Raw genomic sequence first — 14,452 nt, forward strand, 5'->3', positions numbered from 1 at the left:
CATTCCTTATCAAACAGAAGCAAAAGCCGGGTCAGCGGCATAACTGGGTAACAATGCGGTGATAACAGACGGCCAGTGATCACGGCTGGCCCACTGGCGCATCAGCTCAATATCGGTCGCCATCAGACGGTCACGTTCCAGAAACGCCACCTGTTCACGCACCTGCGCCAGCTCACGCTCCAGTAACGGCGAACTTTTCAATGGACGATGGAAGTCGATGCCCTGCGCCGCCGCCATGGCTTCAATCCCCACCACCGTCGCGGTGTTAAAGCACATGCTGCCGAGACGACGGGCGGCATAGGTCGCCATCGATACATGGTCTTCCTGATTGGCGGAGGTCGGCAGACTATCGACGCTGCCAGGATGCGCCAGCGATTTGTTTTCTGACGCCAGCGCGGCGGCGGTCACCTGGGCTATCATAAATCCGGAATTCACCCCGCCATCGTTAACCAGAAACGGCGGCAACCCGGATAAGGTGCTGTCGAGCAGCAGCGCCATGCGTCGTTCTGAAATGGCACCGATTTCCGCCACCGCCAGTGCGATGATGTCAGCGGCGAACGCCACCGGTTCAGCGTGGAAATTGCCCCCCGAAATCACCTCGTCGGCATCGGGAAACACCAGCGGGTTATCCGACGCGGCGTTGGCTTCAATGACCAGCACGCGGGCGGCATGACGCAAATTATCCAGACACGCCCCCATCACCTGCGGTACACAGCGAATCGAATACGGGTCTTGTACCCGGCCACAATGCACGTGTGACTGCAAAATCTCACTGTCAGTCAGCAAGGTGCTGACGGCCGCGGCGACCGCTATCTGCCCGTGCTGACCACGTGCCTGATGGATACGGGCATCAAACGGTTTCACCGAACCTTTGATAGCCTCCAGTGATAGCGCCCCTGCCACCAGCCCGGCGGCAAACACGTTTTCAGCCTCGAACAGCCCACGCAACGCCAGTGCGGTAGACACCTGAGTACCGTTGAGCAGCGCCAGCCCCTCTTTCGGCCCCAGCACCAACGGCTCAACGCCAGCGCGCGCCAGCCCGTCAGCCGCCGGGATAAGCGCGCCGTCAACCCGCGCCTGCCCTTCTCCCAACAGCAGCAGCGATAAATGCGCCAGCGGTGCCAAATCGCCACTGGCCCCCACCGAACCTTTTTCTGGAATACAAGGCATGACCCCGGCGTTAAACAGCGCCAGCAAGGTATCGATGACCTGCAATCGCACCCCGGAGTGCCCGCGTGCCAGGCTAATGACTTTGGTCGCCATCACCAGACGTACCACGTCATCCGGCAACAGTTCACCGATGCCGACACTGTGGGACAGCACCAGATTACGCTGTAGCTCCGCCAGTCTGTCGGCGGGGATACGGGTCTGGGCCAGCTTGCCAAAACCGGTGTTGATGCCATAGACCACCCGGTCCTGGCGCACAATGTTCTGCACCGTTTCCTGCGCGGCTGCCACCGCCGTGCGCGCCTGTGCTGCCAGTGTCAGGGTGACGTTCCCCCGATAAATCGCGCGCAGTGTGGCGAGATCCACCGTGCCGGGCGTCAGGCAATAGCTTCGGGTTTGTGACATATATCTAATCCTGTATAGACAAGTAAAGCTAAACCAATCCGGCTGCGTTCATCATCCTTTATCCAGCCGGTGCGTATGTTTCATCCTGCACACCCGCAGTGCGCCGCTCAGTGGGCCAGCGCCTGCCGGGTTTCACTACGAATCTCTTCCGTCACCCGCGCCTTGAGCGCCATAAATTCTGGCGAGGTTTTAAGGGTATAGTCTCTCGGCCATGGAAAATCCACTGCCACTTCCGTTTTAATCCGACCCGGCCGGGCGCTGAAAATCGCCACTTTGTTCGCCATGAAAATCGCTTCGTCGATATCGTGGGTGACGAATAACAACGTCTTGCGCGACGACTCCCACACCGACAACAACAACTCCTGCATCATGACCCGGGTCTGGTTATCCAGCGCACCGAAGGGTTCATCCATCAACAGGACTTTCGGGTCGTTAGCCAGCGCGCGGGCAATGGCGGTGCGTTGTTGCATGCCACCGGAGAGCTGGCGTGGGTAATGATGCTCGAACCCGTTTAACCCAACCTGATGCAGATAATACTCGCTGCGCTCGCGTTGTTGCGCCGCACTGACACCCCGCTCCTGCAACCCAAAACAGATGTTCTCACGCACCGTCAGCCACGGAAACAAGGTGTAGCTCTGAAAGACCATGCCACGATCGGCTCCGGGGCCGTCCACCAGCGCGCCATCCAGCCAGACTTCGCCACGGGTTGGCGCATCCAGTCCGGCAATAATGCGCAGTAACGTCGATTTCCCGCAACCGGATGGTCCTAAAATCGTGACGAAGTCGTTTTCATTGACCTGATAATCGATGGGCTGCAACGCCGGGATAGCCTCACCGTGCGGGCCAGTAAACACCCGCTCCACCTGCCGAATGGTCAGCTTGCTGTATTTCATGACAGGCTCCAGGCAAATAAACGGCGATTAACCGCTTTGAACAGGAAATCGGACAGCAACCCGATAACGCCGATAACAATAATGCCGAAGATGATTTGTCCGGTATTGAGCAGCGCCTGGCTATCGACAATCATGTGGCCGATACCGCTTGAGGCACCAATCAGCTCGGCGACGATCACGTAAGTCCAGGCCCAGCCGAGTACCAGCCGCAACAATTCGGCGATCCCCGGTGCGGCGCCGGGGATCAACACCCGGGTCACCACACTGCGGCTGGAGCACCCGAGCGTATACGCCGCTTCGACCAGATCACGCCGTGCAGCGCCGACGCTAACCGCCACCATCAACACAATCTGGAAGAACGAGCCGATAAAAATCACCAGTATCTTCTGCATCTCACCGATACCGGCCCACAAAATCAGCAACGGTACGAACGCCGAGGCGGGCAGATAACGGCAAAATGACACAAACGGTTCAAAGAAGGCTTCCACCAGCTTGTATGCCCCCATCAGGATGCCAAGCGGCACCCCAATCAACGCCGCCAGCAGAAAACCCGCCACCACGCGCATCACCGTCATGCCGATGTCTTGCTGAAAATCATAATCAGTAAACAGCAACACCCCTTCATGCAGCATCGTCAGCGGGTTAGCCAGAAATGTGGCGGAAACCACACCGCTGAACGTCACCAGCGACCACAGGCTGATAAACAGCACGAAGAACCCTACGCCGAGCGTCCAGCGTAAGCGCATCGATACCGGTCGCAGCGGCACCATTAACGGGTTATGCACCCGCACCGGCGCATCGGGCAGTGCCGCAGGTGTACGCATGGTGGTGTGAGGGAGGCTATTGATGTCCGCCATGTCCGCATCTCTCCTCGGTTATTTCACATAGCTGGCGTCATACAGCGCGGAAAGATCCGGTTGCTGGCGAATGACTTTCGCCTCCAGCAACAGTTTTGACGCTTCTTCGCTGAACCGGGCGATTTCGCCACTAAAGAAGACGCGATTTTGCTCCCGGTCCTGCCAGCGTAGATAACGGGCTGACTCGGCGAACTCCTTACCGCTGGTTTTCACCGCCGCGCCCATGATGTCATAGGCCTTATCCGGCTGCGTTTTAATCATCTCCAGCGCGTCAAAATAGCTTTCTACCAGGGCTTTCGCAGCCTGCGGATATTGCTGCAAAAACGCCGGCGTACAACCGAGCGTGTCCATCACCATCGGGTAATCGAGTGTTGTGGCGAGAATTTTTCCCTTGTCCGGCTGCTGACGAATGGTAGACAAGTACGGTTCATAGCTCATGGCGGCATCATTCTGCCCGGCAACAAACGCCTGAGCCGCCGCCTGCGGCGACAACGTTGCAAGGTGGACGTCTTTCAGGCTCATGCCGTTTTTATCCAGCATCCACGCCAGTGCGAAGTACGGCGAGGTGCCGGGTGCATCAACGCCAATGGTTTTCCCTTTCAGGTCATGCACGCTGTTAATGCCGTTGCGTACTGCCAGTCCATCCGCACCATAGGATTTGTCGAGCTGGACAATCTGTTTGAGCGTCACACCACTGGCCGCCCAGGAAACGTAGGTTTCCACCGTTGTGGCGGCACACTGAATCGCACCAGATGCTACCGCCAGATGGCGGTCTTTCTGTGGGATCATTTTCAGATCCACCTTCAGCCCGTGCTGTTGAAAAATACCGGCCTTATCCGCCAGTGTCAGCGGGGCGAAGCCCGTCCAGCCGGAAATACCGATAGCCACCGGCGTTTCCTGTGCCTGTGCGCTCAGGACGCTAGCCAGACAAACCGCCATCAACGAGATTTTCCAACCGGTACGACCTGGTGCTGTACTCATGTTTCTACTCCTGTCAGGAAAAGAAAAAGCAATGGACCGCAAGTGTTATAATCTTGTCTATACAAGCAAGAGGCGTGCCAGCACAGCAACACCGGTAAATCGACGGAAAAACGGCGGGATGACGCGACAGGAAGAAGAGAATCACCACAGGGAGGGAGGCAGAGCGCCCTATAACGGTGCACCCTGCCCTGTTTTCAGTCACGCAAATGGCATTGCGCTGTTTGAGGCTGTTGACAAACCAATTTAAGTATCAGGCGAATGGGTTTTCCGGCGTTAAAACTGTGCTGAGGCGGACGACTTCGCCGGGTGAGCCGCACGGACGCGGCGAAAGACCGTGCCGTGCCAGACAAAAACGTCGGGAACGTTTTTGAACAGCGTTTACGCTGGCCCGAAGGGCGAGCCCCAAGGATGGGGCGAGTAACCGCGTCACGGGCGGCCCGAACAGCGAAGGCGAACGCCGAAGGGACCGCGTAGCGGCACAGTTTAGCCACCAGCCAGAGGTCAAGGAGAGGCGGCGTTTAAGCCTCTCCTTGTCGTGCGTGCGATGAAATAGCAAAGAAACGATACCGCTTATCCCGCACGAAACCATTCACTGGTCAAACAGGCATCACCATTCACAAAACACCCCGGCTGTTTGTCAACAGCTGTAAACGGCATTACGCCATCAGGCTGCACGCAAACCGATAAAACCATAAGACAGAGACGGCCCAGTGACCGCGTCAGCACCGGCTTGTTTCAGGGTTTCCAGCACGTCCTCGCCGGAAACATGGAACTGCCATGCACGGCCCGGTGCGGCGTCAGCATGTTCTTCGGCGGTAAACTGCCCGGCCAGTTCCAGCGCCGACAGAAACGCCGTCATATCCGGCAGGTATGCCGTGAAACCATCACCTTTGAGCGCACTGGTGGCGATCCCCAGCCAATGGCAAATTGACGCTTTTATATGGATATCATCACGATCCGCCTGGCGGGAACGTTCGATCAGCACCTCGGTTTCACGGTCCACCAGCCGGTCTGAAACAATCAGCGCGTCACCGTGTTGCCAGGCCTCGGGCGGACAATCCTTGTTAACCTGCCGCAGTGGAATATGCGGGTTGATCTCCATCGGGTAAATCCGGCACACCAACGGCCGACGCGCATAGATTCGACAGCGTAAGTCGTCGTCCAGATGCCGACACGGGCCAGGATTGTAAGCCGCAAAGGTAATAGCGATAAATGCCCGGGTCTCACCACTTATCACATCGCAAGAGCGTGACTGGGCATGCTGCCGCTGCGCTGGCGGGATGCCGATACCATTTTGCAAAAACCCCTCCACCAGCACGATAATTTGCCCACCGTCCTGCGCCCATTCTTTCGCCTCAGTCAGAGTCAGGGGAACATGATGACCTATGCAGCATTTACCGCATTCCACACAAGAAAACGTTGTATTCATCGATGATCGACTCTTAATTGACACCACATGCACAAATCAGGAATAAGCCCGACAAGATGGAAGACGTCACCTAAACGTCATCCCAATGTCAGGGTTGCGTAAAGATATCGTCAGAATAACGATAAGGATCGATCTTTTGATAAATTTACAAAATGCGGTGAACGTCAGACAGGAACAGGCCGTCTGCCTGACGACTATGAGGAGAAAGGGTCAGTAAAATCAGGGTCGGGTGAGGCGTTGAGGGAAAACGTTATCCCTTATCCCGGGGCGAACCATCATTGATGAAATAAACCACATCGGCGGCATGAATCTGTTCTTCGGTCGCGGTCGTTATGCCAATCTTTTCCGCTTCACTATTGCTCAGAAACAAATGTGCATCTTCGCTGTGTAACGCCTTGTTCATCGCCTCATCACTCAGCGTAGTACACTGCCGGTAAACGTTTTTTAGCATGTCGACATAATGCGAAGACCACTGCTGCTTAAGCTCCAGGCTGTCCGGTGTGCTACTTTTCTCGCTCTGGTTAACGGCTGGAGGATGGATAAGCAGGGTCGTATTCGGCAACATGACCCGGTTTTTGGCCCCACAGAACAGTACGGTAGCGGCAGAAGCCGTCATCGACATATCAACGGTCGTCACCGGAATACGCGAGCTTTTTATCGCCAGATAAGCAACATGGGCACTGTCTAACTCACCGCCTCGACTATTGATATACAAATAGAGATCGTGCGCGTTTTTAAAGCGCATATTCGCTTCATCCAGCGCCATCGTCAGCTCGGTCACTTTTTCTTCATTGATATTTCCGCTGAAATACATTTTTACTGCGCTCACGGCATCCGGCGCGACACCCGGTGTGGTGATCATTTTCAGCGTTGCCATCGCACTTGCAGGCAATACGGCCAACGGTAATAACGGCAGCAACAGGCAGAGGCGTTTCTTCACGTTTATTTCCTCATCAGTTATCCGGGCTGTGGTGTGTCACACCGCCGAATGGCAGGCAATTCACTGTGTTACAGGCCCTTTGGCTTTGGAAATGCCAAAAGGTAACGGGATATGATGAAATGTGACGCCTCTGGCTCGACTCTCTCCGTTTTTACTGTCTTAGCTTTACTCCTTCGGTTTTTTACTCCCTCGTTTTTACTACAACCTAAGCAAACGTCAGCCGCGACAAAAACCACCTCGCCTCACAGGTTGTCTATACAGGACTGGGCGTTGTTCGTTACACTGCCATTATCTGTCGCCTTTTGAGGATAACGCCTTGACCGACCAGCAAACCGCGTCCCAACTTGCCGCGGCCATGAGTGATACCCCGGCCCCCATCTACCAGCGGGTAAAGCAAGCCATCATCAACCAGATTCGTAGCGGAGCCTGGCAATCACACCAACGGGTGCCGTCGGAAAGTGAGCTGGTCAACGAATTGGGTGTCAGCCGTATGACCATCAACCGGGCATTACGGGAACTGACCAGCGAAGGTTTTCTGGTGCGGATGCAGGGGGTGGGAACCTTTGTGGCTGAGCAGAAAGCCCATACCGCGATGCTGGAAGTTCACAACATCGCCGATGAAATTGCCGCACGCGGTCATCGCCACAGCAGCCAGGTACTGCTGCTCGAACGTCTCAGTGCCGACGGCGATCAGGCCGCACAACTGGATATCGCGCCTGGGCAGCCACTGTTTCATTCGCAAATTGTGCACTATGAAAACGGCGTGCCGGTACAGTTGGAGATCCGCTACGTGAATCCCCAGGTGGCACCGGATTATCTGCAACAGGATTTTACTGTTGTCACGCCACACAGTTACCTGAGCCGCGTGGCACCACTGACCGCCGGTGAGCACCGGGTTGAAGCGGTTGCTGCTGAACCACGCCAGCGCGAGCTACTGGCGCTGGACGAACAGGAACCCTGTCTGCTGATCCGCCGCCGGACCTGGCACGGCTCGCGGGTCGTTACCGCCGCGCGGCTGTTTTATCCCGGTTCCCGTTATCAATTGTTCGGACGGTTCGGCGGCTAAGCACCTATCCCATTCGGCTATTCTGGTGTCAGCCACCCACAGGCAGGGAAACGGCACCTTAGTGTTGAATGGGAATAGACGGTATATACCCAAAATAATTCGAGTTGCAGGACAACACGCATGCGTGTTGAACAACGCCACGCGTTGGTCCCGAAGGGGCGAGGCCCATGAAGTGGGCCGAGTAACGCAGCCAACACACCTGCAACTTGAAGTATGAAGGGTATAGAGAAAAGCAGATGGAAGCGGTCTCGTTGCATCACAAGGGGAGACAAGTTCCACATCAATACCGAAGCCACCTGCTTTTATTCTTTTTTGCTCTTTTTATGTGCTATTTGTGACGATACAGGATATCCTCGCCGGCACAATTCACTTTGTTCAATAAAACACACTCAGTATTTTTACAAAAATAAAAAGATAATGCAGCTTAAATATGTAGTAGCACTAAGATACATCGATTAATTCATCACGGCGCTTAACATTCACAAAAATATTCATTAACATAAAGCAGGCAAAACGTAACGCTTAATTGGTTGCTGACGTTAAAGAAACAAAAAAGTAAAATCAACTCTATAATAATTAAGCGCATAAAAATCATTTAATGCTTTAAATTTATCCACCAATGTGACCGCAGATCAACTTTCACCGATATGAACACCGTTATTTTACCCTGAGTAGAGATTTATTAATAAAGGGGAATATCGTGCTTCAATTTCTGATTGAATTACTCAAAGACGCTGCCATATTGGTAAGTCTTTTCACCATGTTGGGAAATATTATTCAAAAGAAGAACATCAATGACATCATTACGTCAACAGTGAGAACCTATCTGGGTTTCATCATTCTGTTCGCCAGCGCAGACCTGCTTATCTCGCCGGCATTGAGTAACTTTTCAAAAATTTTCCTGACCGCTTTTCACGTCCAGGGTATCGTCCCCAACAATGAAGTGGTGATTGTTGTCGCGATGGAAAAACTCGGCAAGCTTTACTCTTCCGCCATTGCTGCCGGGCTTATCGGTGCCATGTTTTTCAATATCGTGCTGGCTAAAATCACACCACTGAAATATATCGTCCTTTCCGGGCATCATGTGTTCTTCATGGTCAGTTGTCTGACCATCATCGCCATGCTGCACGGCATCTCCGTTTCCAGCTCGGCGATATTGGCGACGCTTATTACCGGAGTGTGGTGTGTTATTTCTCCCGCCTTGCTGGTGCGCTATTGTCGACAAATTGAAAACTGTGATGCGTTGCGACAGTCCGGTGATTTCTCTATCGGTCAATTTGGTTCCACCAGTTATATGCTGGCTGGTTGGTTGGGCGAAAAATTCGGTAATAAAGAAGTCGACGCCGAGAAACTGGCTATTCCGACCAGTATCGGCTTCTTAAAAGATAAGCAGGTTTCAACCTTCTTTGTGATGTTGCTGTTTTTTGTTATCTCCTCACTGGTTGCCGGTGCTGAACACGTACAGGTCATCGCCGATGCCAGCCATAAAGATCACAGTCACACCAATATCTTTCTGTTTTTACTCAAACAAGCCGGGTTATTTTCAGCCGGGGTTTATATGCTGACCCGCGGTGTGCATATGTTTATCGAAGAACTGATTCCAGCGTTTAAAGGTATCAGCGATAAAATCATTAAGAAATCCATTCCGGCGATTGAAATTTATTCACTGTTTCCTTATTCCAACAACGCTGTTTTCATCGGTTTTATCTGCTGCACCATCAGTGGCTTCCTGACCATGATTTTGTTGCCGGTATTCGGTTACCCGGCCATGGTTCCCAGCCTGCTGTTCACCTTTGCCAGTGGCGGCGGCGCAGGCATTATCGGTAATGCCACCGGTGGTATCCGTGGCGCGGTCATCGGTGCGGTGGCTTGCGGCATCATCTCTATTGCCGGTTCAGCGTTTATTTTCCAGCCGATCCACGATGCGGGTGTCGATGCTCCGACCACCTACTCCACCACCGATTTCACGTTACTGGGCCTTTCGCTGCATAGCGTGTTGTCACTGTTGAATCGCTAACGCGTTACCGCGACCTGCGTTATCACCAGAAACATTGATGCGGCCTGAGGCAATCAGGCCGCTTGTCTGTTTAAATAGCCCTACTCGCTCCTGTTTCCCGTGGCTCGCAAGCAATCAGATAGCGTACCCATACGGCAGGATGCGGCGGTCGTTATCTTTTGTACAACCATCACTGACGGAATACACCATGTCAGAGGCCATCACCCGCAGCGGCGAGCCAAGCAGCTCTTATAAGTATCAGATAATACTTTACTATTTCATCACATCGCTGGCCGTGGTGGTGGTGACCGGCTGCGCGGTTTTTCTCGTTATCAGTCATCTGCTGTATAACGACGTAGCGGATAAATCCAAGAATCTGGCGCTTATCCTCTCGCAGGACACGGCACTCAAGCAGGCGGTCCAGCATCGGGATCTGGCGATGTTGCGTAATCTTATCAGTCAACGCTACGCGCGCAGTGATGCGGATTTTATTGTCATCAGCGACCCGGATAACATCCGCCTCTACCATCCGGATCCGGCGCAGGTGAACCGGGTCATCAACGATAGCGGTAATATTGAACTGCTGCGCACCGGAAAAAGCTACACGGTCAACAATACCGGTTATTCTGGTGCCTCGGTCAAAACCCGCGCCCCTTTGCTGCTCGACGGTAAATTCATCGGCTATGTCTCGGTTGGGTATACGGAAGCGCACCGCCAGATCCTGCTGGAGGACTATTTCTCGCCATTCCTCGGCTTGCTGGTTGCCGTCTTTATTCTGATTTTACTCGGCGGTGTTTTTTCTTACCGTCTGCTGAAAAAGCAGATGTCTGGCCTGACGCCGGAGATGATCAATTATCGATACCAGGTACGCCGGGCCATTCTGCACGCCATTTACGATGGCGTGATCGCCGTCAGCCCGGAAGGCCGCATCATCGCCATCAATAACGCAGCCAAAAAGATGCTTGCTATCGACCATCCCAACAGTCCGCTGACCGGACACAGCATTACCGATTATGTCGTACCGGCTGATTTCTTTTTATCCAGCGAACGTCAGGAATGCCATGATGTAGACGTGACCTTCAACGGCTCGACGTTTATCGCCAACCGCGCCATCATCCTCAACCAGCAGGATGAATTTGCCGGTTTTGTCATTAGCCTGAGGGAAAGAACGAACGAAACGTTGATGACCAAACAGGTCAATCACATCAAACATGAAAGCGAAGAGCTGCGGGTTATCAGCCACGAATTCAAAAACCGGCTGGCGGTTATCTACGGCCTGCTCCAGTTAGGGGAATATGAGCGAGTCAGCCAGTATGTTGCGCAGGAAAACGCTCATCAACAGCAGCTTTATGACGCCATCATCCAGTCTTTCCACTGCCCCTGTGTTGCCGGGTTGATACTCGGTAAACTCGGGCGAGCGAGCGAACTGGGCATCGACCTGCAGATTGACCCGCTCTCTTGTTACACTGGAACAGATGCACCACTGAGCGCCGAGGAAATGGCCTGTATCATTGGCAACCTGCTGGATAACGCGCTGGAAGCCACGGTGAAAATGCCCGCCCATGCGCAATCTGTCGAACTTTATCTCAATGACAGCAGTGATGAAATCGTCTTGTCGGTGCAGGATAACGGCCCAGGGCTCGGTCAGGTGACAATAGAAGAGCTATTTATGAAAGGCACGACCAGCAAATCAGGCCGCCATCATGGTGTCGGTTTGTATCTGGTGCAGTCGCTGGTACAAAAGGCACAGGGCGTTTGTCTGGTTGATACAGACGGCGATAACGACGGCGCAGTATTTTCCGTTTATATACCCAAAGTTTAACCGATAGTTAGAAGATTAACGCTATGGCAAACACGATCAGCGTCTTTTTGGTTGAGGACAATCACGACATGGCTTTCTTTATTGAAAGCTTCATCAGGAAACACCCTGAATTCCTGCTATTAGGCAGCGCAGACACGCTCGCAGATGCCCGAATAGCCATCGCCGCCCAAAAACCCGACCTCGTGATGCTGGATAACTACCTGCCCGATGGCACCGGCATCGACATGATGAAGCATCTGCGTGCCACCCAACCGGAGGTCGACGTCATTTTTATTACCGCAGCCAACGACATCGAGACGATCAAAGCGGCAATACGGCACGGTGCCAGTGATTATCTGGTCAAACCGTTCATACTGGAGCGACTGGAAGAGGCGCTGAAAAACTACCTGATGTTCAACAGAAAAGTCGCCCAGAAATCGCACCTGCAACAAGACGAGATAGACCGGGTCATACGTCAGAGCATTCCACATCATGTGCCTGCCGGGTTTACCTACCCAAAAGGTATCGACGAGTTGACGCTCAATCAGGTACGGGCGGCGTTTTCCGGCGAGCACACGCAGCACACCGCCGACAGCCTGAGCGATATGATTGGCATCAGTAAGTCTACCGCCCGGCGCTATCTGGAATACTGCAAAAACATTAAATTGCTGGAAGCCCACATTCAGCACGGCACCGTCGGGCGGCCTCAACGTTTTTACCGACTGGCGTTCAATTAACCAGCACCCGCATGGTAACGCGCACTCACTCACCGGGCATTGTCCCGGCTACCGGTGCAGGGGAACTATCGTGCGTGGAGCGTGGCAAGGAGTAAGACTGCCTTGTCGTCATCAGGTATCCAGCTTGCCCCTGATGAACGCCACCATGCCCCCTCCCCGGCTGCCAGTCGGTGTGTGTTCGCACACCAGTGGCCGGCCAGTACATAGGCGATGCCGTCGGTATCTGGCGTTTGCACCGTCGTCCCTTTGATGACCGAGACGTCGGCCCGGTAACCACCTCTTTCCACCATGATATTGAAGTCCAGGCTGAGGCCGCCGCACAGCCGCGCGGTGATAGCCTGTTCACCGCTAAAGGCAAACGGCTGATGCAACGTCAACCGGTGTTGCCAGCCTTCACCACAGAGTATGACACCCTCCCCAGACAACAGCGTAATCACCCGATCGACACCGGGGAAACGGGAAAAATCACCGTCTTTCTCGATGGTGGCGATACTGGCTCGCCAGGCAAAATCCCCATCAGGCTGATCAGAGGCTATACGGCAAATCTCACGGGTTTCACCACCGCCGTTTTTCCAGCGGCTGACCGCCAGCCCATCCAAACTGAACTTTTGCATCACAGCACCGCCTGCAATGATTTCATGACGTCGATAAACCGGGCGTCGGCTTCGTCGTCCAGCGCGTGCCGCCCGTCTTCGATAACCGGCTTACCTGCCACCCACACCGCCTGGATCTGCTGACTCCCGCCAGCAAACAGCCAGCGGTTGAGCACGCTGTCGTCGGCCACCGCGCTCAGCAACGCATCCTCACGCAACACCAGCCAGTCAGCGCGCCAGCCTTCGCTTAATTCGCCAACCGGCACCCGGCAGGCCTGTGCACCGCCCTGCAATGCCTGAGCGTATAACAGGCTGCCGACCGCTGGTTGCTGCACGGTCACCACCCGGTTACGGCGGCGATCACGCAGCCGCTGCCCGTATTCCAGCCAGCGTAGTTCTTCCACCACATTCAACGACACATGGCTATCAGAACCGATGCCCCAGCGTCCTCCCGCTGCCACATAGCGGTCAAGCGGGAAAATACCGTCACCGAGATTGGCTTCGGTGGTCGGGCACAGCCCCGCCACTGCCAGGCTGTCGGCCAGTCGACTCAGTTCCCAGTCATCCAAATGGGTGGCATGTACCAGACACCAGCGAGCATCGACCGCAAACCGATTAAACAGCCATTGTACCGGGCGTTCTCCGCTCCAGTTCAGGCAATCCTCCACTTCTTTTTGCTGCTCGGCGATATGGATATGTACCGGCAGGCTACTGTCAGTGGCTTCCAGCACATCCTCCATCTGATTCTGACTGACCGCCCGTAACGAATGAAAACACAACCCGTGATTGAGCAACGGATAAGGCTGCACCAGCGAGGTCAGCGTTTCCTGCTGGCGCAGGTAATGGTCTACATCCTGAATAAAACGCGCCTGCCCCGGTTGCGGCAGTTGTGCGCCGAAACCACTGTAGCTATAGAGCACCGGCAGCATGGTTTGACCGATGCCGACCTGCTGCGCCGCCGCCAGCAGATGACGCAGCATGTCATGCTGGCGGTAAGGTTTACCGTGCGGGTCGTGGTGCAAATAATGAAACTCCGCCACCTGGCTGTAGCCGCCCTTGAGCATATCGATATACAACCGGGTAGCAATCGCGCCCACCTGTTCCGGCGTCAGGTGCGACACCATGCGATACATCAGGTCACGCCAGGTCCAGAAACTGTCCTGCGGATGACCCGCCACTTCCGCCAGCCCGGCCATCGCACGTTGAAAGGCATGTGAATGCAGGTTAACCATTGTCGGCAGCACGATGCCGCTTAGCCGCTGCGCGCCTTCTGGCTCCGCCTGCGGCGTAACGGATTGCAGATACCCCTGTTCATCCACTTCCAGACGCACATGGCGCGCCATTCCCTGTGGCAGTAACGCACGTTCGGCAAAATAAACGGACATAGCAAGATCCTGTCGGTGATTGTCATCAGTAACATTGTATAGACATATCTATACACCAAAGTTTGCGACGTGGGATATAAGGCTTTTTTATTCCGCCATCAACGCGGGTCTACTACCGGTACTGTGACGGAGAAAGTGAATAAGAAATTCCTATTCCGTCACAGCTTGCTGAAATGCTGTGGTGGCGTATAACTTGTCTATA

Annotated in this window: 12 protein-coding genes; 4 read left to right on the plus strand and 8 right to left on the minus strand. The window is 54.3% G+C overall.

Annotated features, from left to right (window positions below; translation table 11 throughout):
* Positions 1 to 9: 9 nt before the first annotated feature.
* From hutH to FAZ14_RS03605, 6 genes are all read right to left on the minus strand, one after another.
* Positions 10 to 1,572: a histidine ammonia-lyase gene (gene hutH, locus FAZ14_RS03580; RefSeq protein WP_029456581.1), complete on the minus strand. Its 1,563-nt coding sequence runs from the start codon at positions 1,570 to 1,572 to the stop codon at positions 10 to 12.
* A gap of 107 nt (positions 1,573 to 1,679) precedes the next feature.
* The gene (locus tag FAZ14_RS03585) at positions 1,680 to 2,465 is read right to left on the minus strand and encodes an ABC transporter ATP-binding protein (protein ID WP_016943377.1); all 786 of its coding nucleotides are present in this window, start codon (positions 2,463 to 2,465) and stop codon (positions 1,680 to 1,682) included.
* Positions 2,462 to 3,322 (minus strand): ABC transporter permease, encoded by an 861-nt coding sequence (locus FAZ14_RS03590; protein WP_016943376.1) that lies wholly within the window; start codon positions 3,320 to 3,322, stop codon positions 2,462 to 2,464. Before FAZ14_RS03590 ends, FAZ14_RS03585 begins: the two co-directional genes overlap by 4 nt.
* An 18-nt stretch (positions 3,323 to 3,340) precedes the next feature.
* A complete protein-coding gene (locus FAZ14_RS03595) occupies positions 3,341 to 4,303 on the minus strand; it encodes an ABC transporter substrate-binding protein (RefSeq protein WP_029456579.1) in 963 nt (320 codons plus the stop codon).
* Between the two features lie 664 nt (positions 4,304 to 4,967).
* Positions 4,968 to 5,732, minus strand: coding sequence for a YkgJ family cysteine cluster protein (locus FAZ14_RS03600; protein WP_153508037.1), 765 nt, complete (start codon positions 5,730 to 5,732; stop codon positions 4,968 to 4,970).
* 250 nt (positions 5,733 to 5,982) lie between these two features.
* Positions 5,983 to 6,672, minus strand: a complete 690-nt coding sequence (locus FAZ14_RS03605) for an ATP-dependent Clp protease proteolytic subunit (RefSeq protein ID WP_153508038.1) — start codon at positions 6,670 to 6,672, stop codon at positions 5,983 to 5,985.
* A 316-nt stretch (positions 6,673 to 6,988) separates the two neighbouring features.
* On the opposite strand from FAZ14_RS03605, the gene hutC reads away from it, so the two are divergent.
* The 4 genes from hutC to FAZ14_RS03625 all read left to right on the plus strand — a co-directional run bounded on the left by hutC (position 6,989) and on the right by FAZ14_RS03625 (position 12,272).
* Positions 6,989 to 7,738: a histidine utilization repressor gene (gene hutC, locus FAZ14_RS03610; RefSeq protein WP_038905149.1), complete on the plus strand. Its 750-nt coding sequence runs from the start codon at positions 6,989 to 6,991 to the stop codon at positions 7,736 to 7,738.
* A gap of 700 nt (positions 7,739 to 8,438) precedes the next feature.
* Positions 8,439 to 9,755 (plus strand): PTS transporter subunit IIC, encoded by a 1,317-nt coding sequence (locus tag FAZ14_RS03615; RefSeq protein ID WP_016943372.1) that lies wholly within the window; start codon positions 8,439 to 8,441, stop codon positions 9,753 to 9,755.
* A gap of 187 nt (positions 9,756 to 9,942) precedes the next feature.
* The gene (locus FAZ14_RS03620; RefSeq protein WP_153508039.1) at positions 9,943 to 11,556 is read left to right on the plus strand and encodes an ATP-binding protein; all 1,614 of its coding nucleotides are present in this window, start codon (positions 9,943 to 9,945) and stop codon (positions 11,554 to 11,556) included.
* Between the two features lie 23 nt (positions 11,557 to 11,579).
* Complete coding sequence (locus tag FAZ14_RS03625; protein WP_016943370.1) at positions 11,580 to 12,272, plus strand: response regulator; 693 nt, start codon at positions 11,580 to 11,582, stop codon at positions 12,270 to 12,272.
* A gap of 65 nt (positions 12,273 to 12,337) precedes the next feature.
* On the opposite strand, the gene FAZ14_RS03630 is transcribed toward FAZ14_RS03625, so the two are convergent.
* Entirely contained in the window at positions 12,338 to 12,886 is a 549-nt protein-coding gene (locus tag FAZ14_RS03630) for a HutD/Ves family protein (RefSeq protein ID WP_153508040.1), read from the minus strand.
* Positions 12,886 to 14,250, minus strand: coding sequence for a formimidoylglutamate deiminase (locus FAZ14_RS03635; protein WP_153508041.1), 1,365 nt, complete (start codon positions 14,248 to 14,250; stop codon positions 12,886 to 12,888). The genes FAZ14_RS03630 and FAZ14_RS03635 overlap by 1 nt, the downstream gene beginning before the upstream one ends.
* Positions 14,251 to 14,452: the final 202 nt, after the last annotated feature.

Source organism: Dickeya oryzae (assembly GCF_009372235.1).
Taxonomy (GTDB): Bacteria; Pseudomonadota; Gammaproteobacteria; order Enterobacterales; family Enterobacteriaceae; genus Dickeya; species Dickeya oryzae.